The 22,885-nt window shown below is 42.3% G+C and carries 27 protein-coding genes and 1 riboswitch; of the genes, 25 read left to right on the top strand and 2 right to left on the bottom strand.

All coding sequences use genetic code 11. The features are described 5' to 3' along the window. Positions 1 to 38 precede the first annotated feature (38 nt). Both ACK1LH_RS13180 and ACK1LH_RS13175 read right to left on the bottom strand, forming a co-directional pair. Entirely contained in the window at positions 39 to 560 is a 522-nt protein-coding gene (locus ACK1LH_RS13180) for a DUF309 domain-containing protein (protein ID WP_029280124.1), read from the bottom strand. Positions 561 to 693: 133 nt separating this feature from the next. Beyond that, positions 694 to 789 carry a YjcZ family sporulation protein gene (locus ACK1LH_RS13175; RefSeq protein ID WP_081414149.1) on the bottom strand — a complete coding sequence of 32 codons (96 nt, stop codon included), beginning with the start codon at positions 787 to 789 and terminating at the stop codon, positions 694 to 696. Positions 790 to 987: 198 nt separating this feature from the next. Here ACK1LH_RS13175 and ACK1LH_RS13170 point away from each other — a divergent pair, with 198 nt between their 5' ends. From ACK1LH_RS13170 to ACK1LH_RS13050, 25 genes are all read left to right on the top strand, one after another. After that, positions 988 to 1,737: a segregation/condensation protein A gene (locus ACK1LH_RS13170; RefSeq protein ID WP_029280125.1), complete on the top strand. Its 750-nt coding sequence runs from the start codon at positions 988 to 990 to the stop codon at positions 1,735 to 1,737. Positions 1,738 to 1,741: 4 nt separating this feature from the next. Then, the gene (gene scpB / locus ACK1LH_RS13165; RefSeq protein WP_267881649.1) at positions 1,742 to 2,326 is read left to right on the top strand and encodes an SMC-Scp complex subunit ScpB; all 585 of its coding nucleotides are present in this window, start codon (positions 1,742 to 1,744) and stop codon (positions 2,324 to 2,326) included. A gap of 99 nt (positions 2,327 to 2,425) precedes the next feature. Continuing rightward, positions 2,426 to 2,833, top strand: coding sequence for a hypothetical protein (locus ACK1LH_RS13160; protein WP_051827269.1), 408 nt, complete (start codon positions 2,426 to 2,428; stop codon positions 2,831 to 2,833). Positions 2,834 to 2,857: 24 nt separating this feature from the next. Beyond that, entirely contained in the window at positions 2,858 to 3,349 is a 492-nt protein-coding gene (locus ACK1LH_RS13155) for a DUF3907 family protein (protein WP_029566085.1), read from the top strand. Between the two features lie 678 nt (positions 3,350 to 4,027). After that, complete coding sequence (locus ACK1LH_RS13150; RefSeq protein WP_029280133.1) at positions 4,028 to 5,179, top strand: D-alanyl-D-alanine carboxypeptidase family protein; 1,152 nt, start codon at positions 4,028 to 4,030, stop codon at positions 5,177 to 5,179. Beyond that, on the top strand, positions 5,172 to 5,765 hold the full coding sequence (locus ACK1LH_RS13145) for a nucleoside recognition domain-containing protein (RefSeq protein WP_029280135.1): 594 nt from the start codon (positions 5,172 to 5,174) through the stop codon (positions 5,763 to 5,765). Before ACK1LH_RS13150 ends, ACK1LH_RS13145 begins: the two co-directional genes overlap by 8 nt. Positions 5,766 to 5,767: 2 nt before the next feature. Further along, positions 5,768 to 6,295: a spore maturation protein gene (locus ACK1LH_RS13140; RefSeq protein ID WP_282034220.1), complete on the top strand. Its 528-nt coding sequence runs from the start codon at positions 5,768 to 5,770 to the stop codon at positions 6,293 to 6,295. A 174-nt stretch (positions 6,296 to 6,469) separates the two neighbouring features. Next, positions 6,470 to 7,195, top strand: a complete 726-nt coding sequence (rluB, locus tag ACK1LH_RS13135; RefSeq protein WP_029280139.1) for a 23S rRNA pseudouridine(2605) synthase RluB — start codon at positions 6,470 to 6,472, stop codon at positions 7,193 to 7,195. Positions 7,196 to 7,295: 100 nt separating this feature from the next. Beyond that, positions 7,296 to 7,820, top strand: a complete 525-nt coding sequence (gene resA, locus ACK1LH_RS13130) for a thiol-disulfide oxidoreductase ResA (RefSeq protein ID WP_029566083.1) — start codon at positions 7,296 to 7,298, stop codon at positions 7,818 to 7,820. Between the two features lie 16 nt (positions 7,821 to 7,836). Continuing rightward, complete coding sequence (locus tag ACK1LH_RS13125) at positions 7,837 to 9,462, top strand: cytochrome c biogenesis protein ResB (protein WP_411333309.1); 1,626 nt, start codon at positions 7,837 to 7,839, stop codon at positions 9,460 to 9,462. Positions 9,463 to 9,482: 20 nt separating this feature from the next. Then, positions 9,483 to 10,658: a c-type cytochrome biogenesis protein CcsB gene (ccsB, locus tag ACK1LH_RS13120; RefSeq protein ID WP_203287729.1), complete on the top strand. Its 1,176-nt coding sequence runs from the start codon at positions 9,483 to 9,485 to the stop codon at positions 10,656 to 10,658. A gap of 230 nt (positions 10,659 to 10,888) precedes the next feature. Next, on the top strand, positions 10,889 to 11,611 hold the full coding sequence (locus ACK1LH_RS13115) for a response regulator transcription factor (RefSeq protein WP_029566080.1): 723 nt from the start codon (positions 10,889 to 10,891) through the stop codon (positions 11,609 to 11,611). Continuing rightward, a complete protein-coding gene (locus ACK1LH_RS13110) occupies positions 11,608 to 13,413 on the top strand; it encodes an ATP-binding protein (RefSeq protein ID WP_282034218.1) in 1,806 nt (601 codons plus the stop codon). The genes ACK1LH_RS13115 and ACK1LH_RS13110 overlap by 4 nt, the downstream gene beginning before the upstream one ends. Before the next feature lie 77 nt (positions 13,414 to 13,490). Then, positions 13,491 to 13,676, top strand: a riboswitch (cobalamin riboswitch). A 148-nt stretch (positions 13,677 to 13,824) separates the two neighbouring features. Then, the gene (locus tag ACK1LH_RS13105) at positions 13,825 to 14,238 is read left to right on the top strand and encodes a DUF4430 domain-containing protein (RefSeq protein WP_282034217.1); all 414 of its coding nucleotides are present in this window, start codon (positions 13,825 to 13,827) and stop codon (positions 14,236 to 14,238) included. 12 nt (positions 14,239 to 14,250) lie between these two features. After that, a complete protein-coding gene (locus ACK1LH_RS13100) occupies positions 14,251 to 14,766 on the top strand; it encodes an ECF transporter S component (RefSeq protein WP_411333308.1) in 516 nt (171 codons plus the stop codon). Positions 14,767 to 14,846: 80 nt separating this feature from the next. After that, on the top strand, positions 14,847 to 15,425 hold the full coding sequence (locus ACK1LH_RS13095; RefSeq protein WP_411333307.1) for a cob(I)yrinic acid a,c-diamide adenosyltransferase: 579 nt from the start codon (positions 14,847 to 14,849) through the stop codon (positions 15,423 to 15,425). Between the two features lie 117 nt (positions 15,426 to 15,542). After that, positions 15,543 to 16,079, top strand: coding sequence for an RNA polymerase sigma factor SigX (gene sigX, locus ACK1LH_RS13090; RefSeq protein ID WP_411333305.1), 537 nt, complete (start codon positions 15,543 to 15,545; stop codon positions 16,077 to 16,079). Beyond that, entirely contained in the window at positions 16,076 to 17,212 is a 1,137-nt protein-coding gene (locus ACK1LH_RS13085; protein WP_411333303.1) for a hypothetical protein, read from the top strand. The genes sigX and ACK1LH_RS13085 overlap by 4 nt, the downstream gene beginning before the upstream one ends. Positions 17,213 to 17,383: 171 nt before the next feature. Beyond that, complete coding sequence (locus tag ACK1LH_RS13080) at positions 17,384 to 17,995, top strand: group-specific protein (RefSeq protein WP_411333301.1); 612 nt, start codon at positions 17,384 to 17,386, stop codon at positions 17,993 to 17,995. Between the two features lie 189 nt (positions 17,996 to 18,184). Further along, entirely contained in the window at positions 18,185 to 18,679 is a 495-nt protein-coding gene (locus ACK1LH_RS13075; RefSeq protein WP_411333300.1) for a hypothetical protein, read from the top strand. Between the two features lie 436 nt (positions 18,680 to 19,115). Further along, positions 19,116 to 19,856 carry an alpha/beta fold hydrolase gene (locus ACK1LH_RS13070; RefSeq protein ID WP_411333299.1) on the top strand — a complete coding sequence of 247 codons (741 nt, stop codon included), beginning with the start codon at positions 19,116 to 19,118 and terminating at the stop codon, positions 19,854 to 19,856. A gap of 35 nt (positions 19,857 to 19,891) precedes the next feature. Then, a complete protein-coding gene (locus ACK1LH_RS13065) occupies positions 19,892 to 20,305 on the top strand; it encodes a DUF5412 domain-containing protein (protein ID WP_411333298.1) in 414 nt (137 codons plus the stop codon). A gap of 71 nt (positions 20,306 to 20,376) precedes the next feature. Further along, a complete protein-coding gene (locus ACK1LH_RS13060; RefSeq protein ID WP_411333296.1) occupies positions 20,377 to 20,805 on the top strand; it encodes a hypothetical protein in 429 nt (142 codons plus the stop codon). Between the two features lie 80 nt (positions 20,806 to 20,885). Further along, positions 20,886 to 21,371 (top strand): hypothetical protein, encoded by a 486-nt coding sequence (locus ACK1LH_RS13055; RefSeq protein ID WP_411333294.1) that lies wholly within the window; start codon positions 20,886 to 20,888, stop codon positions 21,369 to 21,371. Between the two features lie 83 nt (positions 21,372 to 21,454). Next, positions 21,455 to 22,189, top strand: a complete 735-nt coding sequence (locus ACK1LH_RS13050; RefSeq protein WP_411333293.1) for a hypothetical protein — start codon at positions 21,455 to 21,457, stop codon at positions 22,187 to 22,189. The last annotated feature ends 696 nt before the right edge of the window (positions 22,190 to 22,885 follow it).

The following is a 22,885-nucleotide window of genomic DNA, read 5'->3' as shown; positions in this document are numbered from 1 at the left end:
AAATCCGTGATTTCAAAAAAACAGATGAAGCATATGCTTCATCTGTTTTTTTTCTTTTGCAGAAGACTTCTGTTCCGTTCTGCAATAACATCCGACCGGTCCCTCGCGGAATGTCTGTGCACAAGTGAGGCATCCGCAAGATTGCTTGGGTTTCCCCACGTCATGCCGTTTTCTATACAGTGTGACTTCGCCTGCTTCAGCAGCTCTTCATCAGCAACAGGGAGACTTATGCTCTCATATGGCCGCTTTTGTTCGATCGCAAGAGCTGTTTTTCTCATCAGCTCAAGAAGCGATTCGGGGTGCAGGCCGAGTGATGCGAGCGCATCTTTTTCCTGCGAACAAATGGAAATGGCATTTTTAATCATCCGCTCTGCCCCGTTCCAGTTTTCCCTTCGGTAATGATAAAGACCGACCGAAAGCTGAATGAGCCCGACCCAGTATGCCTTGCGCTTTCCGGGAGGATCTTCCTTCCAGTGTTCTTCAAGCACTTCATGGCATTCAAAATAGTCGCGGTCTCCGTGGAAGTGAACTAAATAATCTAAATAGGCTTTAGGATACAGACAACATCACCCTCACATCAGAAAATATGTATTTTCAGTTTAGCATAAAGGGGCATCTCCCATGAAGAAATGAAACACAAAAGGTGCTCATCAGCCTGAGCACCAGAATGTTGCTGTCTTTAATAGGCGCTGATTAGTACAGCCAAGCAGCTCCAACGATAATTAACAAAATGAACAATACAACAATCAGCGCAAATCCAGAACCGTAGCCAAAACCTTTATCTCCCATTACTAATTCCTCCTTAAGAACTTTCGAATTTACATTGGTATCTTATGCAGGGCGCTTTGATGTGTATGGGCGAATATCCCGGTTCTGGACTTTTTTCTCATTGTTCTCTGAATCACTTAAAATAGTAATGGAGATTGATCACATTATGTTCTATACTAAAGGGTAGTCTGCTTAAGCGGTACAGAATGAAGTGGTGGGATGAACGTGCAGTACAAAGTAAAAATCGATGCATTTGAGGGGCCGCTGGATCTTCTCCTGCATTTAATCAATACACTTGAGATTGATATTTATGATATACCGGTTGCTGAAATAACCGAGCAGTATATGCTCTATATACATACAATGAAAGAACTTCAGCTTGATGTGGCGTCTGAGTATCTGGTAATGGCAGCAACGCTCTTGTCCATTAAAAGCGGCATGCTTCTTCCAAAACATGAAGAAGAGCTTGAAGAGGATGACTTTGGGTTTGAGCCTGAGGAAGATCCGCGCGATGAGCTGATGAGAAGGCTGATTGAATACCGCAAGTACAAAGAAGCTGCAGATGATTTAAGACACATGGAAGAAGAACGGTCGAAGGTTTTTACAAAGCCGCCGAGTGATCTCAGCGCATATGCCGCAGAGCCTGCTGCAGGATCCGATCCGGTGAATGTCACCATTTACGATATGCTTGGGGCATTCCAGAAGATGATGCGCAGAAAAAAACTGCAGAAGCCGCTGCAGACGAAAATTGCCAGACAGGAAATACCGATTGAGAAGCGGATGGATGAAATACTTGATGAATTCAGGCGAAATCCCCGCAGACGCAAATTTACCGAGCTGTTTCCCTCAGACCAGAAGGATCATCTAGTGGTAACCTTTCTTGCCATCTTGGAATTGATGAAAAACAACAGCATCATGATTGAACAGGAAGAAAATTTTTCAGATATTTATATTCTGGGGAGGGTTTAAAGCCTTGGAGAAATGGAAATCCATTATGGAAGCCCTGCTGTTTGCTGCAGGTGATGAGGGGCTTTCAAAAAAACAGCTCACAGCCGTGCTTGAGATTGAAGAAGTGGTTGTAGCAGAAGCAATAGAAGAACTTCAAAAAGAGTATAAGAAAAAGCAGCGGGGCATTGAATTGATCGAAGTCGCAGGTGTATATCAGCTGACAACGAAAAAAAAGCATGCCGCTTATTTAAAGAAACTGGTTGAAACACCTAACCACAGCTCCCTGTCCCAGGCTGCCCTTGAAATTCTTGCAATTGTAGCCTACAGACAGCCGATTACTAGAGCAGAAATTGAAGAGATAAGAGGGGTCAAATCCGAGCGCCCCCTTCAGACACTCACAGCGAAGGTTCTCGTGAAAGAAGTCGGACGGGCGGAAGGAACAGGACGGGCCATTCTCTATGGAACGACGAAGGAATTTCTCGAGCATTTCGGACTGAAGAACATTAAAGAGCTTCCTCCTCTTCCCGAAAAAGAAGACGACGAGGCGTTCGGAGAAGAAGCCGATCTCTTTTTTGAAAATTTCAATCAGACATTTGAAGAAATCAAATAATTTACACAATTGAAGCAGAACCTGTGGTAAAATAGGGTACAACGGAACAAAGGACACTCTTTGTTCCTTTTTTTGAATCTAAATCAGGAGGGCAATCAGGTGTACATAACCATGTGCAGAGGCTATGAGTTAGAAAAAGAGATGCCGAATACATCCGAGGATTTTTTTAACCGCTCTGAAATCACGATTGTCACAGGTAAAACCGAAAAAACGTTTCACGTCCTGTATGTCAGGTACTTTGAAGAGGTGTTTGCCGGCCAAAACCCTGGCCTTTTCAAAGATGCGGCAATAAAGGATGTACTGGCGTTAATTTGCATTATTCAAAATGAATCGCTCTTAAAGCGGAAACGATTTTATGTAAATGAACAGGATGTTTTTCTCAAGTACTTGGATGGAATCAATCTCCAGCAGGCCCTGGAGATTCCGGCTCACATTAAAGAGCATGGCAGGATCAGTATTAAAGATGCTGCTGAAAAACTGAAAATGACTGTACATAAAGAAATCTAAACAAACGGAAGGGAAGTGTCTCAAGTGGGAAATGCCATTGTAAAAGCACAAACAGAACAAGTAGAACGTTTTTTGGGGAATGTCGTCAATGAGTTGAATACATTTTTAAACCATGCGACAATCTCATCCTTTTTAAACGAGGAAGCGGGAGGAGAAGAGGAGTATTACGAAGATCTTTTCCGCAATCTGAGAAGGCTGTCCGTCTACTGTGAGGAAGGGCTTGAAGCTTGCAAAATCGTGCTTCAGAACGAGCCTTTCAGAAAGCCTGCTGCCGAAAAGGCGCTTTATAAAATTTATCATCAGTGCATTGAAGAGTTTTATAATCCGAAAAATGATGTGTGGTATGAAGACAGCAGGTCCGCCTATACAGGCAAAAACGCCATCAAATACCGCCATGCTGTACCGGCAACTCTTCAAACGATGATTGCTTCACTCGAAAGCGGCTTTCAGGAGATCCGCGAAGAGCTTGAGTACTACGAAACCGATTACCGTACAAAAATGATTCAATCTAAATAAATATGTGAGCAGCTGTCCAGTGGGCAGCTGTTTTTTGTTGTGCGGAATTGTGACGAAGTGCGTGCCTGAATTTGATTTTGGGGTAAGCAACCGGACGAATCGTACCCTCGCAAACTGTAAATCGATCTGGGAGGGTAAGCAAAGCAGTGAATCGTACCCTCGTAAACTGTAAATCGATCTAGGAGGGTAAGCAAAGGCTCGAATCGTACCCTCGTAAACCGAGAAACGATCTGGGAGGGTAAGCAAACCCATGAATCGTACCCTCGTAAACTGTAAATCGTAAACTGTAAATCGATCTAGGAGGGTAAGCAAAGGCTCGAATCGTACCCTCGTAAACCGAAAAACGATCTGGGAGGGTAAGCAAACCCATGAATCGTACCCTCGTAAACCGAAAAACGATCTGGGAGGGTAAGCAAGCGTGTGAATCGTACCCTCGGAAACCGAAAAACGATGTGGGAGGGTAAGCAAACTCATGAATCGCACCCTCGGAAACCGAGAAACGATTTGCGAGGGTAAGCAAAGTCACAAATCGTACCCTCGCAAACTGTAAAACGATCTGCGAGGGTAAGCAACCACTCTACCGAAATGACACTTTCTTTCCAAAAGCAAAAATTATTCCTTCATATCCTTTGTCCATCCGCATAAACTTGTACAAAACGATCAAAGGACGTGGGGGCTGTGCGGCAATGGAAACAGATCGCAGTGACCGCACTTGTTTGCCTTTTGCTTATTTCGGGTCTGCCGCATAAGGCTGATGCGATGGGCGTCAGTGCAAGAAGTGCTGTACTGCTTGAACAGGAATCAGGAAGAATCCTTTTTGAAAAAGACGCCCATACAAAGCGGAGGATTGCGAGCATTACTAAAATTATGACGGCCATCCTTGCGATTGAATCCGGAAAGATGGATGAAAAGGCAACGGTCAGCAATCGCGCAATACATACTGAAGGGTCGGCGGTGTACCTTCAGGAGGGGGAGAAGATCAAGCTTGAGGACCTTGTATACGGCCTGATGCTCCGTTCCGGAAATGATGCGGCTGTTGCAATAGCAGAACATGTCGGGGGTAGTGTTGAAGGGTTTGTCCATATGATGAACCAGAAGGCGGCGGAAATCGGCATGATGAACACGGAGTTTGCGAATCCGCACGGTTTGGATGATCATGAAAACCACTATTCAACGGCCTATGATATGGCGATTCTGACAAGGTATGCCATGCAAAACCCGATGTATCAGAAAATATCAGGCACTAAGGTGCACCGTGCTCCTAATCCGAATGAGCAGTGGGACCGGGTGTGGAGAAACAAAAACAAACTGCTGACAAGTCTTTATGAGTACAGCACCGGCGGGAAAACGGGGTATACGAAACGGGCGAAGCGGACGCTTGTGTCAACTGCTTCTAAAGAGGGCATGAACCTTGTGGCTGTGACGATTGATGCTTCTGATGACTGGAATGATCATATTGCCATGTTCAATATGGCATACAGAGATTATGAGCTTTTTAAAGTGAAAGAGTCGGGAACGCTGAAAGATATTCAGGAGAAGATCTATAAGAACCGTCTTTTCATCAAAAGAGATGTGTACTATCCGCTGAATGATGAAGAGGAGGATGAAATCAGAATCGACATCACGCTCATCAAACCGGATAAAAAATGGGATAAGCCGGAAGATGTTCCGAATGTCGTCGGGAAAATGTCCGTTATTGTAGAAGATGAACGTGTCGATGAAGTGCCCATTTACTATGATAATGGCCTGACAAACAAACCGAATGCCCCTCTTTGGGAAAAATTCCGGAAGCTATTTTTTATCGGAGCGGGCTACAGCGGACATGATTAACATCATATGGGTGGGGCTGACCGTCATCGGAATTGTATTTGCCATGGTGAACGGCACGATGGAAGAAGTGAATGCTGCGGTTTTTAAAGGGGCAAAAGATGCTGTTACGATCAGCATCGGCTTGATCAGTGTGCTTGTGTTCTGGCTTGGTCTGATGAAGGTGGCGGAAAAAGCAGGACTTCTTGAAAAATTGAGCAATTTGTTCAAGCCGCTTGTTAAAAGACTCTTTCCGGAGATCCCACCTGAACACCCGGCAATGGGCTACATTCTGTCGAACATGATGGCGAACCTTTTCGGTCTGGGCAATGCAGCCACCCCTCTTGGCATTAAAGCGATGGAACAGATGAAAAAGCTGAATGGGAACAAAACGGATGCAAGCAGGTCGATGATCACGTTTCTCGCGCTGAACACATCAAGTATTACGCTGATTCCAACGACAGTCATTGCGGTGAGGATGACGTACGGGTCAAAGTCACCCACTGATATTGTTGGACCGACTCTCCTTGCAACCATCATTTCCGCCATTGGCGCCATTCTGATAGACCGCTATTTCTACCATAGAAGAATGCGGAAGGAGAGGAGATAAGGATGGGGCTTGTCAGTATCATATCTCTATGGATGATTCCCCTGATGATCGGGTTCATTCTTCTGTACGGCACGTTTAAGAAAGTGCCGACCTATGAAACGTTTGTTGAAGGCGGCAAGGAAGGAATTGAGATTGCCTTTTCCATTATTCCTTATTTAGTAGGAATGCTCGTAGCCATCACCATTTTCCGCGCATCTGGTGCGCTTGAGTTTTTCGTCGGGATGATGAAGCCTGCCCTGGATGCGATCGGTGTGCCGAGTGAAATTGTTCCCCTCGCTTTTATCCGGCCGATTTCAGGGACTGCCGCACTTGGCATGACGACAGATTTGATTGCCGCCTACGGACCGGATTCCTTTATCGGAAGGCTGGCCGCTGTCATGCAGGGGAGCACGGATACAACGCTCTATATCCTGACTGTTTACTTTGGTGCGGTTGGTGTGAAAAAAATGGGAGATGCGCTGAAAGTGGGGCTTCTCGCAGACTTGCTTGGGATTGCGGCCGCTATCTTTATTGTCATGCTTGCTTTTTAAAGGCAGAGAATACAAGTCTTCCTCACCCGGAAGGCTTTTTTATATGCCTGAATGTGAGGTTATGAAGATTTTTGAGCAGGCGCATCATTTTTGTGAGATAATAAGGCTTCGTGCATGCCACGTAAACTTGTCTAATCAAATTTTTAGCAGTAAGATGTTAACGAGGTGAAAAGAATGGAACGTTTGCAAAAAGTGATAGCTCACGCAGGCCTTGCATCAAGAAGGAAAGCGGAAGAGCTTATATTAGAAGGAAAAGTGACAGTGAATGGAAAAACAGTCCGGGAGCTTGGGATAAAAGTATCCGGAAACGACCGTGTTGAAGTTGCCGGAATTCCTGTTGAAAAAGAAGAACCTGTGTATTTTATTCTTTACAAACCGCGCGGAGTGGTCTCGACTGCTTCTGACGATAAAGGAAGAAAAACGGTGACAGATTTCTTCCAGCATATTAAAGAGCGCATCTATCCGGTGGGAAGGCTTGATTATGATACGTCCGGCCTTGTCATCATGACAAATGACGGCGAATTTGCCAACTTGATGATGCATCCAAAGAGCGAGGTTGAAAAAACCTATGTGGCAAAAATCAAAGGCATTCCTCCGCGTGAAACGCTGAGATCGCTTGAAAAAGGGGTTATGCTTGAAGACGGAAAAACGGCTCCTGCAAAGGTGAAGTTTGTATCTCTTGATAAAAAGAAGCAGACAAGCATTGTGGAACTGACGATTCATGAAGGCAGAAACAGACAGGTGCGCCGCATGTTTGAAGCGATTGGTCACCCGGTTCTTAAGCTGAAGCGCGAAACATACGGCTTCCTTGACCTGAAGGGACTGAAAACAGGCGATGCCCGCGAGCTTTCCCCGCATGAGGTAAAACAGCTCAGATCCCTTGCCAAATTCGGAAAGTAAGCGCCTTAATTTTCACATAAACTTCAAATTATCAGGAAAATGTTCCAAAAAAACAGTGATATAATGAGTTGAAATGTATGAGGATATGGGAGAGTTTTCAATGAAGAAAAAAAGACGTCTGATCATGAGATCCATTATCCTCGCCCTGCTTGCCGGGGCGCTGGGATATACGTTATACACAAATTTTTTCTCAAGCAAAGAAAAGGTGAAGGTTGGCAGCGAGGCGCCTGATTTCGTATTAACAGACCTGAAAGGGGAAAAGCACCAGCTTTCTGATTACAAAGGAAAAGGTGTTTTTCTGAATTTCTGGGGAACATGGTGTGAGCCGTGCAAACGCGAGATGCCCTATATGCAGAGCCAGTATGATTATTATTCAGACCAGGGCGTTGAAATTCTTGCCGTGAACATCGCAGAGTCAAACGTTGCCGTGCAGAGTTTTATGGAAACATATGATTTATCTTTTCCCGTGGTCCTTGATAAAGACTCACAAGTCTTGGAGGCATATGGAGTTGTCCCGCTTCCGACTACATTTCTCATTGACAAAAATGGAGTAGTGAAAGAAATTATCACTGGCCAGATGAATGAGCGGATGGTCAGGGATTATATGGAATCAATCAAGCCGTAAACGGGGAGTTTTCATCATGAATGAAGTGAAATGCTTATGCGGCCACAGCAATCCGCATGGAACGGTTCTCTGCGAATCCTGCGGCCGTCCTATTCAGGAAAAGGAGAACGGAAGCAAGCTGCTTGATATGAAGTATGACGGCAGTGCAAGACGGTCCCAGACCTATAAAAGAACCCCGGTCGACAAGATCTGGAATTTCTTTTCTTCCGTAAAAGTCGGGATTTGGATTATCGTTCTGATATTAATAGCGTCAGCGATCGGCACCATTCTTCCTCAAGTGATGTACATACCGCCGAATGTGACGCCTAAAGATTTCTACCGGGAAGAATACGGCGTAATCGGCCAGCTTTATTATCAGCTTGGATTTCATGAACTTTTCAGCTCGTGGTGGTATATCGTCCTGATCGGGGCGCTGGCGGCTTCGCTTGTCATTGCAAGCCTTGACCGGTTTGTACCGCTTTACAGGGCGCTGAAAAAGCAGGGCGTCACGCGCCATGAAAGTTTTATGAGAAGACAGCGCCTGTTCAGCGAGACACCGTCTGTCACTGACGCAGATGCGCAGCTGGAAATGGTGAAAGAAAAGCTTGAGAGAAAACGCTATCATGTCAGAGAAGAGAACGGCAGCCTGTTGGCCGAAAAAAACCGTTTTTCAAGATGGGGACCTTATGTCAACCACATTGGTCTGATCATCTTTTTGTTTGGAGCGATGCTCAGGTTTGTGCCGGGCATGTATGTGGATGATGTCTTGTGGATCCGCGAAGGAGAAACAAAGGTCATCCCTGGAACAGACGGCAAGTATTTTCTGAAAAGCGATCAGTTCATTATGGAAACCTACCAGAAAGAAAGCGAAGATGAAGTATTTGAAAACGCGATTACTAGAGTAGGAGACGGCAGTGTAGCCAAAAACTATCAGACAAATGTCACCTTATTTGAACGAAAAGGAGAAGCCCTTATTGGCGCCGATCCAGAGCTTGAGAAAATAAAGGATGAGCAGATTAAAGTGAATCAGCCGTTAAAGCATGATTCGTATGCTCTTTATCAAGTTGATTTCAAACTGAACGAATTAAACAAGATGAAATTCAGTCTGATAGACAAAGAGACGGAAGAGAGCTTTGGTGAACTTGCCATAGATCTGCTTGATCCGAAAAAACAGTATGACCTTGGCAATGGCTATAAAGTGGAAGTTGCAAGCTACCTTCCTGATTTTTATTTCAACAGCGAGGGAGAGCCGGCAACGAAAACAAGAATACCGGATAACCCGGCATTTGTTTTTAAAATGATTTCTCCTGATAAACCTGAGGGCGAGACGAGTTTTGTTGCGATTCAGCAGACGATTGAGCCGAGTGAAGATAATCAGATGAAGATGAAGTTTGAAGGAGTCGAAACGAAAAACCTTTCTGCTCTTACAGTAAGAAAAGACAATACCCTCTGGTTCCTTGGACTTGGCGGAGCCATTTTCATGATCGGTGTCACTCAGGGCATGTACTGGAATCACCGCCGCATCTGGATCAGGCGGAACGGGGATGCCATTCTCCTTGCAGGCCATACCAATAAAAACTGGTACGGCATTAAAAAGGAAATGGAAGCTGTGCTTGAAGGAACAGTGATTGAAAAGCCGGCTGACCAGTCAGATGAGAAATAAAGCGATGAGGAGGAAAAGGTGTGGCGGCTTTAAGCAGTAATTTGCTATTTGCAGCATTCTTTCTATACCTGGCTGCAACCTTTCTTTTTGCAGGAGCAATCCGCGACAAGAGAAAAGAATATAAAAAGCCTACAAAATGGGCGTCTGCAGGCATTGCGGTAACAATCGCCGGGTTTGCAGCACAGACCGGCTATTTTATTACAAGATGGATGGCTTCCGGTCATGCTCCTGTCAGCAATCTTTTTGAGTTTACAACGTTTTTCGGCATGATGCTTGTTCTGGCATTTATTGTCCTCTATTTTATTTATAAAGTATCGGTTCTTGGATTGTTTACACTTCCTGTTGCCTTGCTTCTGATTGCCTATGCAAGCATGTTTCCAACAGACATATCTCCGCTGATTCCGGCTTTGCAGAGCAGCTGGCTTCACATCCATGTGACCACTGCGGCTCTTGGACAGGCAATCCTCTCCATCAGCTTCATTGCCGGCGTTATTTATCTGCTTCGCACGGTTGATCAGTCTGTTAAATCCAAAAAGACGTTCTGGCTTGAGACGGTGATGTACGCCCTGGTTGCAACCATTGCGTTTATTGCGATAACAAGCACATTCAGAATCATGGATTATGAAGCTGTCTATCAATGGACAGATAAAAATGAACAGCAAGCGGAAATGGTCTATAACCTTCCTGCTCTTGTAGGTCCCCATAAAGGTGAGCTCCTGACAGAAGGAAAAATGGAAGCTGCTGTTGAAGTTCCGGCCCTGATTTCAGCACGAAAACTGAATACCGTGCTCTGGTCGCTTGGAACAGGATTGCTGCTTTACGGTGCGCTTCGCCTGATTTTAAGAAAGCGGATCTCCGCCTTTTTGCAGCCGCTCGTGAAAAACGTCAACCTGGACCTTGTTGATGAAATTGGATACCGTTCGGTAACAATCGGATTTCCGGTCTTCACATTAGGCGCGCTGATCTTTGCCATGATCTGGGCGCAGATTGCATGGACACGTTTCTGGGGCTGGGATCCGAAGGAAGTCTGGGCATTGATTACCTGGCTGTTTTATGCAGCATACCTCCATCTGCGGCTGTCAAAAGGCTGGCAGGGAGAAAAGTCGGCCTGGCTTGCTGTGATCGGTTTTGCTATCATCATGTTCAACTTGATTTTTGTGAACCTTGTCATCGCCGGTTTGCATTCTTACGCTTAAAATACGTTTTAAAAGAGCCTTCACTCCTATAAAGTGAAGGTTTTTTGGTAAAATAGGAAGTAATCATTCTTATGGCCGCTTACGCATTTCATTGTCTAGCTTCAGCGGCCAGCTCCTCTGCCAGAACAAAATCCCCTAAAAAGTCTAAACCCGGACTTTTCAGGTGATTTCTTATCTGGCTCCCGGAGCTGAACGTCCGCTTACACTTTTCTAATTCAGGAGGAACCTCTATGGAAACCAATCCAAACTATAAAATACTTGTTGTAGATGATGAAGACAGAATCAGAAGACTGCTGAAGATGTACCTTGAACGGGAAAACTATCAGATTGAAGAAGCCGACAACGGAAGCGACGCTCTGGAGATGGCTCTTGCAGAAGAATATGATCTGATTCTGCTTGATTTGATGATGCCGGGCATTGACGGCATTGAGGTGTGCAGACAGCTTCGCCTGAAAAAAGCAACGCCGATCATTATGCTTACGGCAAAAGGGGAAGAAGTGAACAGGGTACAGGGATTTGAGGTCGGCACAGATGACTATATCGTTAAGCCTTTCAGCCCGAGAGAAGTTGTTTTGAGAGTGAAAGCCCTTCTGAGACGCTCTTCGACGACTTCATTCCTTAAAACAGAGACAAAGGCCAAAAACGTGATTGTCTTCCCGCATCTTTCCATTGACCATGATGCCCACCGCGTTCTTGCTGATGGAAAAGAAGTCAGCTTAACGCCGAAAGAATATGAGCTTCTTTACTTTTTGGCGAAAACGCCTGATAAAGTGTATGACCGTGAGAAGCTTTTGAAAGAAGTATGGCAGTATGAGTTTTTCGGAGACTTGAGAACGGTTGATACACATGTTAAGCGTCTTAGAGAGAAACTCAGCAAAGTTTCACCCGATGCTGCCTCGATGATTGTGACGGTCTGGGGTGTCGGCTACAAGTTTGAGGCAGGCAGTGAATGATGTTTTGGAAAAGCGTAGTCGGTAAACTCTGGTTTACCATCCTGCTTCTCGTATCATTCGTCTTATTTGTCTTGACCGTTTTGCTGCTTCAATTTATTGAAAGCTTTCATGTGGATGAAGCCGAGAACGAACTGACGCAGCTGGCCAACAAAGTGTCTGTTATTTTGGAAAACCATGAAGACCAGGAGCTTGCAAGATCCATCACCTGGGAGCTTGCGGATGAACTGACAAGCATTGTGATAGCCGAAAACGAAAATGAATACTGGTTTTCACCAAAAAAGTATGAAAACACGCCAACCTTCAGCATGGAGGATATCCGCGCTGACAGAGAGCTGTCAAAGGTGTTTCAGGATCAGAAAAATGTAAGCAAGCTCACGCGGCTGCCTGAAGAACAGCAAAAAAACTCCGGAAACAAGGAGGAAGTGCTTGTAGTCGGTGTTCCCTATAAAACAAGTGACGGCAAGGACGGAGCCGTTTTTATGTCACAGTCCCTGCAGGCCGTCCAAAAGACAACCGAGCACACGACAAAATACATTCTTCTTGCGGCAGGTATAGCCATCATTCTGACAACGGTTTTTGCCTTTTTCCTGTCTACTAGAATTACCTATCCATTGAGAAAAATGAGAGAGGCGACACAAGAGCTGACACGCGGCAATTTTGATACAAAAGTTCCTATTTTGAGCCACGATGAAATAGGGGAGCTCGCCATTGCGTTCAATCAGATGGGCAGACAGCTGAAGTTTAACATCAACGCTCTCAATCAGGAGAAAGAGCACTTAACGAGCATTTTAAGCAGTATGGCAGACGGGGTTATCACGCTTAATATTGATGGAACGATTCTCGTGACCAATCCTCCTGCAGAACGCTTCCTGCAGTCATGGTACTATGAACAGAAAATGCAGATTAATGAAGGGGAAGAAATTCCGCCGGAAGCAAAGGAATTGTTCCAGCGGGTAGTCAACACAGAAAGAGAGCATATCGTTGAAGTAACCCTTCAGGGAAGAAGCTGGGTGCTTGTCATGAGCCCGCTTTACAATCAGTCGTACGTCCGGGGGGCTGTTGCCGTGCTTCGGGACATGACAGAAGAGCGCAGGCTTGATAAATTGCGCAAAGACTTTATCGCAAACGTCAGCCATGAACTGAGAACGCCGATTGCCATGCTCCAGGGGTATTCTGAAGCTATTGTGGATGATATTGCAAGCTCGGATGAAGAGAAAAAAGAGATTGCACAGGTTATCTACGATGAATCGCTCAGAATGGGAAGGCTTGTCAATGATCTGCTCGATCTTGCCCGGATGGAAGCGGGTCATATCACCCTTAATCTCGAGAGCATTTCCATTCATGAATTTATTGAAAAAATAAACCGGAAGTTCCAGGGACTTGCAAGAGAAAAAGACATTACGCTCACCTCCAGCATTACACTTGACGAACCTGAATTTGTTTTGGATCCGGATAAAATTGAACAGGTTCTGACGAATCTCGTGGATAACGCTATCAGGCATACACTTGAGGGCGGTACAGTCGAAATGGCTGTGCAGTCTGCTGCCGGCGGTATTAAAGTTGATGTGAAGGATACGGGCACAGGAATTGTCGAAGAAGACCTTCCGTTTGTTTTTGAGCGTTTTTACAAAGCAGATAAGGCGAGGACGAGAGGCCGCTCCGGAACTGGCCTTGGTCTTGCGATTGCCAAGAACATTGTCGATGCCCATTCAGGATCGATTAATGTGCACAGCAAAGTAAATGAAGGAACAACATTCAGTTTCTTTCTGCCTCGAAAAACCGTTTATCCTGATAGAATCTGACGAATATTCTTGTTTCATACGAAACACCTGTTGATGCCGCATGTCGTTTTAGGTACAATAAAAGCTGGATATAAAAGTGAATACGAAAAGAAACTGGTGCAAACTTTGCTTAATAGGGAATCAGGTGAAATGCCTGGACTGTCCCCGCAACTGTAAGTGCAGACAATACCTGCTTTTAGACCACTGTCAGAATTCAGACGGGAAGGTGCAGGCTTGAGGATGAAGCACGAGTCAGTAGACCTGCCGGGATCTTTCGAACGTTACTATTCTTCGGGGATTTGAGCATAGAAACGGCACAGGTATGGCATGAGTGCCTGCAGTTTCTTCTATGCCGTTTTAAAAGCCCATCTTCTATAAGATGGGCTTTTTGCTTTTCCAATACATACACAACAACAAGAGGAGAGATGGAACATGAACAAATTTTACAGTTTTCTCGCAATCATTCTTCTGACACTGATGAGTGCCTGCGGAAATGCGGCAGAGCAGCCTAAAACGGAAGAAACAAAACCTGCTGCTGAGAGCAAAGAGCAGGCTGAAGAGCTGAAAGCATCTGTCACGCTGACAAAAAATGAAATGGCAGAGAAAGTAGACGCTAAAGAAATTGCATTTGAAGAAGGACAAAACTTGATGGATGCCATGAAGGAGAACTTTGAAATTGAAGAGTCCGGAGGTTTTATCAACGGAATTGAAGGCATCCAGGCGAGCGAAGCGGACAAAACATACTGGCATTTAATCGTTAACGGGGAAGATGCCATGACAGGAGCTAATGACATTAAACTGAAAGACGGCGATAAAATTGAATTTGATCTGCGGAATTATGAGTAAGCGTGAGAAACAATGACAACAAGAAGAATCAGTCTTCTGTCTCTGCTTATAGCCTTGTCCGTTGTCGGCAGACTTTCCTTTCAATTTGTTCCGAACATACAGCCGATGACAGCCATCATCCTCATCACGGCGATTCTGCTCGGACCGGTTAATGGAATGATTGTCGCAGTGCTAGGCTGTTTCCTGAGCAACCTGCTGCTTGGCATGGGAACGTGGACAATCTGGCAGATGCTTGCATGGGGGATTCTGGCTCTCGTATTCGGCCTGCTTGGAAAAGCGGTTAAAAGAAACAGGCTGCTCATTTTTAGCCCGGCAGCTGTTCTTGCGGGATATCTTTTTGGATTCATCGTTTCTCTGAATATGTTTGTCCTGACAGATAACGGACTTGCCTACTATCTTGCAGGAATCCCGTTTGATACGATGCATGCAGCAGGAAACGGCATTTTCTTTCTTGTGCTGTACCCGGTTATGCAAAAAACGTTTCAGTATTATCTGTGTAAAAACGATTATGGCGTTACACTTCAATAAAATAATGGCAGAATAAGAGAGAGACTTTCTTTTTAGCTTAGGCAAGACAGTCTGAGAACAAAGGACAGGAGCTGCTGAATATGAATTTGTATACTAGAACCGGCGATAAAGGGAAAACAAGCATTATCGGGGGCCGTGTCGATAAGGATGACCTGAGGGTAGAAGCCTACGGAACAATCGATGAGGTAAACTCTTTTACCGGTCTTGCCATGACATGGATGAACGATGAAACTCTGAAAGACATGAAGCAGGAATTTGAAAAAATCCAGCATGAACTTTTTGACTGCGGAAGCGATCTTGCTGTCATCCACGGCAAGCAAAAGTATCCCTATAAAACAACACCTGACATGATTGAGTTTCTTGAAACGCGAATTGATGCGTACACAGCAGAAGCCCCTCCGCTCGAGCGGTTCATTCTACCTGGGGGAACAGAGGCGGCCGCTGCCATCCATGTGGCAAGGACCGTAGCAAGAAGAGCGGAGCGCTGTATTGTTTCGCTCAAAAAAGAAACGGAAATCAATGAGCATGTTTTAACGTATATGAACAGACTTTCCGATTTTTTCTTTGCGGCAGCGAGAGCGGCAAATGCCAGACTCGGTTCAAAAGATGTGGAGTATGAAAGAAGTGCCATCGTATTTACGAAAAAGAAAGAGTCATAATTTCTTTGAAAAGGAAGGCGGAAACTGCCTTCCTTTTTCTATGCAATCCCGATATAGTAAAAGATGTGTAACTTTTTATTCTTCATTCCGACTAATGTATTGATTGGAGGTTCGTTCATGGAAGAGGCCTTTCAAAGGATTTATGAAAAATATCACAGCGATCTTTTCCAGTTCTTGTTTTATATGGTGAAGAATCGTGAACAGGCCGAGGACCTCGTTCAGGAAGTGTATATACGAATATTAAAATCACACAGCAGTTTTGAAGGACGGAGCAGTGAAAAAACCTGGATCCTCTCCATTGCAAGACATGTTGCGATTGATTTTTTCCGCAAACAGAAAACACTCAAACAGCGAATTTTTGAAGCGTTTGACTGGGACCGAGAGCAAATACGGGATCATCAGCCGCTGCCGGAGGAAATCGCTGCTTTAAATGAAGAGATGCAGATGGTTTACCGGACGCTTGATACATGCACAGTCGATCAGAGGGCCGTCGTTATCTTAAGGTATATTCAGGGAATGTCCATTGCCGATACAGCAGCAGCCCTCGGATTTACGGAAAGCAAAGTGAAAACGACCCAGCACAGAGCGCTGAAAGCTCTGAAAAATAAATTATCTGAACACTCGATCAGGAAGGAGGGAATAGCAAAGGGATGAATCAATCAAAATGGAACGATGAGCAGATTACCGATAAACTTCAAGCAATGCCAGATATCAAAGACCGGAGGACGCAGCAGCAAATCTACACCAGTTTGCAGCAGCGTATGCACAAAAAGAAAGTTCAGTGGAAAACACCGGCTCTTGCAAGCTTTGCCGCCCTTTTTATTCTTTTAATCCTTTCACCCTTTTTCCTTCAGAACTTCCAGATGAGTGAAAGTAGGTCTGAGTACAGTGCGGATAAAGCAGCTGAAAGCGGCCAGGTGTCTGAAGAAAACGCAGACATGAAATTAGAAGCAAAATCTGCACCAGAGCCTGAGAAAAAATCATTTGTAGCAAGGACAAAGGACAATCAAACGATTGTAACGGTTGCCTATCCCGATCTTCAGGTTCAAAATACGATACCGCTCAGCTTTCAGTTCGATTCCTCTGACTCGTACATGACTCTTTTTGAGACGGCGCTGACTTCATTTGACCCGATGAGCGCCGGACTGAGTCCTTCTGCGCTCTCAGGAACAAAGCTCTCGTATGAGACAGGAGAAGAACGGATGTCTGTTGACATTAAAGGGAATTCCTATGCGGAATCAAGCTCAGAAACGGAAAACAGGCTCTTTACAGAAGGTCTTGAAGAGTCTTTCCGCTGGCAGGATGCCTCTCAGGCTGACTATTATACCCGCGGCGAAAAAGGAGCGGAAATCGGAGCGTATGGCTATCAGGATAAGCTGACTTTCAAAAAGTTCAAAAAGAAAGCCTATTTCCTGTATCAGGAGAGCCTGAACTCACCTAAATTCCTGGCGCCTTCTCTTCTATCCTTTAACAAGCTGACAGATGCCCTGACGGCTATGAAAGAAAAAGGGACACTCGGATTAAAACCGGTGATCGAAGAAACAGTTGTCATCGATGAAATAAAAGAAACAGATAATGGAGTAACCATTGAATTCACAGACGCCTCAACAATTGATGATAACGAAACAGATACACTGATGCTCGAAGCGATTTTGATGACCGCTAAAGATTTCGGCTACGAAAGTGTAAAATTCGAAGGAATCGAAGCCGGCAGAATTGGTGAAATGGACGTAACACAGGCCGTGCCCGTCCCGTTCTCGCCAAACCCTGTCGATCTTGAGGAATAACAGGAAAAACCCGCAGCCTGACGCTTGCGGGTTTTTTGGCCGTTATCAAAAAAAGCAGGAGGGTGCTGAGACTTTATATATGGTTCCAGATTTTCCGGCTAGCAGATGGGATATTTGTGATATTATTGTAAATATTGGTTATTTTGTTTGGGAGCAGGAGGGAAAAGACTTATGGAGGATACTCAAAAGGAAGTAGGACTTAGCGGATTTGAACTGGAAGTTAACGCTCCTTATTCCTTGAATTATTTGATTTATGTCCAAAACATATATATAAACAGTCAAAATCAAGACCGGGAAAATCCTTTGTTTCCATACGTTTATAGTTCAACGTGGGGGCTCTTAGAAGATGAATTTGAAAATATTTTTACAGAAGTATGGAACGAGACAGTAATTAGAAATTGTCAAAGCGGCTTATACGATCATAATGGAACATTAAATCTGGATAAAACATTTTATCAAAAGTTGTTTAAGGACAATGAAACAGGAGTATCTGGATATTCTGAGAGTGTTAAATCCTTTGTAACTTGGTGGAATGGGATATACGGAAAAATTTCGATTGAAAGTGTATTTGATGAGAATAGAATGAATGAGGTCTATAGGGATTTATCTAACTCTCTAAATGTGAATAAAAGGTTAAGAATAGATTTGATATATGATAATCCTGTGTTAACTGAAAATACTTTTAATTCGTGGTATGCAGTACTGCCTATTGAAAATATTTTCGACATCAGAAAAAAATCAGAAGTCATTTCGAAATTAATTAAATGTTGCGAGATTAGCTGATTTTTTTATTCAAGTTTAGGGGGTTATTGCATCAAAGTGGATCGCCTTTTCTTATTGAGGAATTGGGCAGCATTTAAAATATCCTTTTGAAAAAAGAAAAGAATCTTCTAAATGAATCAGCAAATTGATGTCTTATTGAACTTTATACCGGATTCAACAGAATTCACTATGAACAGGGGCGGCCCTTTAATGAATAAAGATTTAATAAGAAGAATACAACAAAAATATAGAGATGATAAAGAATTAAAAAATAATGAGAGAAAAAATGCAGTAGAAGCAGCAATTATTATTTTTTTATTTATTTTCCTATTTTACCTAGGGACAAAATTTACATTTACAGAGTCTGAGGGTATCCAACCACTCCAAGCTAATGATGTTGAGCTCGGCTGGATGGAAGTCACTAAAGAAATAGATGATGCCTTAAAGAAGAATACAGATGAATATGCGGGGGTCGCAATTGATTTTAATCCTAAACCTATAAAAATTTTCATTAAGACATCATTTAAGAAAAACAATTTAAACGGCGATGAGAATCTAAACAAACTTATTAATATAGCTAATGAATGTGTCGTAGCAAATAATCTACCTTCTACTTTACGAGCAATTGATACTTATGAAATCATTATATTATCGAAAAATAAAGAAGAGATAACTCGTAAAGAATTTTATAAACAGGGGATGTAGGATTTAGTGAAAAAGTTATTTTTAGCTATTTTAGGTGCTATTACAGATCGATAAAGAAAATAATAATATATTTCTCCGCACTCGGCGGCGTATTAATTCAGTTCAATATGAACTGTGTTTTATTATGCAAAAAAACACCGCTAAAAGAGGGGCGAATTAGCCTGCTACTTCTTAAGCTATTCCCCCTGCTAAATAACGTGTGATTTCAGGTTTTCCTTCCCTAAACGAAACCCTTAGCATGACGCTTTAGGGTTTTTTTTGCCGTTAACAAAAAAAGCAGGAGGGTGCTGTGACTTTATTTATGGCTTCAGATTTTCCGGCTAGCAGATGGGATATTTGTGATATTATTGTAAATATTGGTTATTTCGTTAAAGGGCTAAATTAAATAAGCTAATGTCTATTAACAAAGGCACAAAAAAGTGGGGATCTTATCAATATGTCTAAAGAGATGTATATAAAAGTATGTGATTTTTTAATGTTTGCTAACTTGCTTGGAGAAAAAAAGGATAAGCCAACCGTTGTTATGGATGCTGGGTATGGGGATTATTCAAAAGGGTGGAATGCCATAATTTCTGAAGTTTCTCTGCTGACAGAAGTTATTGTGTATGATAGAGCAGGTCTAGGCAGAAGCGAGCCAAGTTCTAATCCTAGGAATAGCAGAGAGATGGTAAAGGAACTGAAAGAACTTTTAGATAAATTGAATATAATTCCTCCATATATACTTGTAGGGCACTCTTTTGGGGGTGTAAATGCACGGCTGTTTGCTAGTAATTACCCTGAAAATGTTTGTGGGCTGCTTCTAGTGGATTCTACTCCTGAGGATTACAGAGAAAGATTTCTTCCAACGATGTCTCAAGAGTTTCAAGAAGCTTACAATAAGCAATTTGTTCACGAAGGTAATTATGAAGAATTTATGCAAAGTTTAAATCAAATAAAAGAAGACCAAAAGAAATTAAACATTCCCTTAATAGTCCTTTCTGCAGGCAAAAAAAATCACTACTCATCCAAGTCACAAGATTTATGGAATACAATGCAAGAAGAACTTCTTCAAATATCTTCTATCAGTGAATTTATAATTGCTGAAGACAGTACACATTACATACAAAATGATGAACCAGCATTAGTTGTAGATGCCATTAAAAGACTGATTGAAAATCGTTATGCAGGAGTGATGTAGTAATGTAATTTGATTTAGGTAAAGGAGTAAAAAAGATGTTTTTAAAACAGAAAAATATGACTTCTGAAGATGAGGTAAATAGAAAGTACAAAGTGATATTTATTAGAATTTCAATAGTTGGATTATTGGTAATGGCTTTTTTAGGATATGGAGTTTACTGGGCCTTTTATGATATGAACAGGCTGCCCACAGGATCGTATCTTACTGAAGTTAAATCACCGGATGGGAAGTACACCTTAAAAGCATATATCACAAATGGAGGAGCAACCACCTCTTATTCGATTCGAGGTGAATTAGTATTCAATAAAGAAGAAAACAAATCAAAAAATATATATTGGAACTATCGTGAGAGCTCTGCAAATATTACTTGGACAGATAATGAGACCGTAGTAATAAACGGTCATACATTAAAGGTTCCTGGTGGCAAATATGATTTTAGACATCAATAGATTGTGGCACATAAGTACATATCTCTTTTACGAAAGATTTTATTTAAGCAATAAAAAGGATTTGGTTATAGATGACAAAGATATTTTCAAAAGATGGGTTCTCTTATTTCAAATATATATTAAAAGAAGTGGAATATCGTTTGCCGAGCATATGTGTAGACTTAGAAGTTCATAATCGGGGATTTACAGCAGCTTTACCAAATGTCTGGATTGAATTATCAAGCATTGAAAAATTTTTGGGTGAAAGCAAAGATATTTCTTTTATAGATACTTTTCAGCATACTTTTACAAGTATGAGCCCTGAAGAAGTGATTATTAATGCGAATAAGGTAAGTCCTTCGACTTGCCAAATTAGATATACTTTAAATAAAACGTATTATTCAAGTGATCTTAATCCTGTTCTTGAATCCGTACAACAAAAAGGCTCATTTGAACTGGAAGTATATAAAATAGAAGAATCAAGAAAAGCCCTCCTAGAAATTAGAGACCTATTTCATTAAATTCATTTTTTGATATTTAACAATCGGAGGCGATTTCTGCACAAAGTGATCGCCTCTTCATAGTAAGGGGGTTTAGGAATATGAAGAAATTCATTTTGATTATAGCTCTAAGCATAATATTGGTATTTGCTGGACTTTATTCTTTTCTCAAAATCAATTCTCCATTGGTCAGTGGTACAGTTGGTTCAACACAAGATAATAAAGCAGTTGTTGTTGCAATAGGGAATAAGGGGTTTGGGAAACTGAAGATTAATGAAGTCCTGGTGAATAATTACAATGAACCTATAAAGCTTAAAATACAGGTCACAAATCCCCTTAAAGGTTTCGTTATATCCAAAACGTTTGACGAAAAGGAATTTGGCATTAGTAATATTGATACTATTGATATTGAGTCCGACACATCACCAATAACCCAGTTAGAAAAGATGAATGATGGAACGGCAACTATAAATGATAAAAGTTATGGAATAAGTGTTGTACATAACGAACCCATAGAAAGATTGCATATAACATATAGTCACTTTGGATTGAAGTTTGAAGAAACGGTATCTGTTAATCAGCCTTAAGTAATTCTTCAACATTCAAGGGCGATTATCCAAAAAGGAAAGATATTATCCTGATTTACATTACTTTATAAGGGGTTAGTAGGATGCGAGTTTGGGCAACTAAAATTGATGCACTTGATATGGCTGAATTGTTGCCTCCTTCTGCCAATGCTGTTGAACAAGAAGATGTGCAAATGGAGAGGCTCAGGGAATTCATTGAGATATCTCCTCCTGCTGTTTTAAACAGTGTCGAACAATTTATGATAGCCCCTTTCGTTGTTTATGAAGGGTTGAATTTCGCATATCAATTTAGCAGCTTAGATACATATAAGATTGGAAATGTTCTTGAATTAGCCCCGAACTTCGATAAAATTCTAAAAATCTCTTCTAATCGCCAGACAGCAACGATTCAGCTATCAGAAGCGAAGAAAGAATCTATAGAACTTTTAAAGGTAATAGCTGAACAGGATCAAGTTGATTCTTTTGTTAAATGTGTCTATTTCTCTCCATCACCCTATACGGAAAAAATATCTGTATATGAACTATCTAACAATGCAGCAAAGACATCGTTCTTTGAGCTGAATACAGAAAATATAGTGCCATTGACAGAGGGAGAATTAGAAAGGCATAAAGACATCATTACCTTCTTTACAAATGCATTCCCAGATTCATATATTTTTAAGCCAAACAAATTCATATTGGAACCTGATTTGCTTGATAAAATTTCTATAAGATTGTTTGCAAATGTATACACAAAGCTGTTTTGTTGTGCACAAGATGAGTCCGGTACAATTCTTTATATCGGCGGTGCTTATCCAAAATTAAACAAATCGAATTAAATTAAACATATCATATATAGTTTTTCTAATATTAATCTATCGGGTGCGATGCAAAGGGTAATTGCCCCTCATTATTGAAGAATCGGGCAAGGCATTGAATGAGAATTGTTTACATGGTACATAAGAGGTGTAGTTAATGCATTACCTGAAATTTCTTTTTTATGAGTTTATATTGTTTAGTTTATTGGTTATTTTAAATTATTATTTGGATGGTTACCTCAATCCGCCCTTTACAGAAGTTGATTTAATAGCAAGTATGTTATCTCTCTCTATTTTTGTTGTTTTTTTTACTCTGTTGGGAAAATTGTATAAACGATTTTATACCATTTCATTAAGAAAAAAGATTTTACTGTGTATCCCAACTTTTCTTATGGCTGGATTAATTACAGGCATAATTATGTCTCACGTTTTTGGTCTAGAGTAACTTTGCTTCTTCAGCAATCGGGGCTCCTGAATCTTAAGCTTCTTCTCTTGGATTCCTGTAATCGTCACAACTTATTTATGAAGGTTCTTAACTATATTCCGGCTGCATTTCAATCACCACTCACCAGTGGACTGAAGCGGAAGGCACTTGACTCCTGCGGGATGAAGAGGGCACGGGAGACCCCGCAGGCTGGCCGAGGAGGCTCCCGGCACTCCCCGCGGAAAGCAAGTGACTGGAGCGCAAGGGAACGGGTACACCTTAAAACCAACAAT

The organism is Metabacillus indicus (genome assembly GCF_046603695.1).
Taxonomy (GTDB): Bacteria; Bacillota; Bacilli; order Bacillales; family Bacillaceae; genus Bacillus_P; species Bacillus_P indicus.
This window is presented reverse-complemented; position numbering and strand designations above follow the sequence as displayed.

Bases quoted from the DNA above. Each gene is read 5' to 3' on its own strand.
- ACK1LH_RS13175 (WP_081414149.1), bottom strand. From the start codon at position 789: ATGGGAGATAAAGGTTTTGGCTACGGTTCTGGATTTGCGCTGATTGTT.
- ACK1LH_RS13170 (WP_029280125.1), top strand. From the start codon at position 988: ATGAACGTGCAGTACAAAGTAAAAATCGATGCATTTGAGGGGCCGCTG.
- ACK1LH_RS13145 (WP_029280135.1), top strand. From the start codon at position 5,172: ATGATTAACATCATATGGGTGGGGCTGACCGTCATCGGAATTGTATTT.
- ACK1LH_RS13140 (WP_282034220.1), top strand. From the start codon at position 5,768: ATGGGGCTTGTCAGTATCATATCTCTATGGATGATTCCCCTGATGATC.
- rluB (WP_029280139.1), top strand. From the start codon at position 6,470: ATGGAACGTTTGCAAAAAGTGATAGCTCACGCAGGCCTTGCATCAAGA.
- resA (WP_029566083.1), top strand. From the start codon at position 7,296: ATGAAGAAAAAAAGACGTCTGATCATGAGATCCATTATCCTCGCCCTG.
- ACK1LH_RS13125 (WP_411333309.1), top strand. From the start codon at position 7,837: ATGAATGAAGTGAAATGCTTATGCGGCCACAGCAATCCGCATGGAACG.
- ACK1LH_RS13115 (WP_029566080.1), top strand. From the start codon at position 10,889: ATGGAAACCAATCCAAACTATAAAATACTTGTTGTAGATGATGAAGAC.
- ACK1LH_RS13110 (WP_282034218.1), top strand. From the start codon at position 11,608: ATGATGTTTTGGAAAAGCGTAGTCGGTAAACTCTGGTTTACCATCCTG.
- ACK1LH_RS13105 (WP_282034217.1), top strand. From the start codon at position 13,825: ATGAACAAATTTTACAGTTTTCTCGCAATCATTCTTCTGACACTGATG.
- ACK1LH_RS13100 (WP_411333308.1), top strand. From the start codon at position 14,251: ATGACAACAAGAAGAATCAGTCTTCTGTCTCTGCTTATAGCCTTGTCC.
- ACK1LH_RS13095 (WP_411333307.1), top strand. From the start codon at position 14,847: ATGAATTTGTATACTAGAACCGGCGATAAAGGGAAAACAAGCATTATC.
- sigX (WP_411333305.1), top strand. From the start codon at position 15,543: ATGGAAGAGGCCTTTCAAAGGATTTATGAAAAATATCACAGCGATCTT.
- ACK1LH_RS13085 (WP_411333303.1), top strand. From the start codon at position 16,076: ATGAATCAATCAAAATGGAACGATGAGCAGATTACCGATAAACTTCAA.
- ACK1LH_RS13080 (WP_411333301.1), top strand. From the start codon at position 17,384: ATGGAGGATACTCAAAAGGAAGTAGGACTTAGCGGATTTGAACTGGAA.
- ACK1LH_RS13075 (WP_411333300.1), top strand. From the start codon at position 18,185: ATGAATAAAGATTTAATAAGAAGAATACAACAAAAATATAGAGATGAT.
- ACK1LH_RS13070 (WP_411333299.1), top strand. From the start codon at position 19,116: ATGTCTAAAGAGATGTATATAAAAGTATGTGATTTTTTAATGTTTGCT.
- ACK1LH_RS13065 (WP_411333298.1), top strand. From the start codon at position 19,892: ATGTTTTTAAAACAGAAAAATATGACTTCTGAAGATGAGGTAAATAGA.
- ACK1LH_RS13060 (WP_411333296.1), top strand. From the start codon at position 20,377: ATGACAAAGATATTTTCAAAAGATGGGTTCTCTTATTTCAAATATATA.
- ACK1LH_RS13055 (WP_411333294.1), top strand. From the start codon at position 20,886: ATGAAGAAATTCATTTTGATTATAGCTCTAAGCATAATATTGGTATTT.
- ACK1LH_RS13050 (WP_411333293.1), top strand. From the start codon at position 21,455: ATGCGAGTTTGGGCAACTAAAATTGATGCACTTGATATGGCTGAATTG.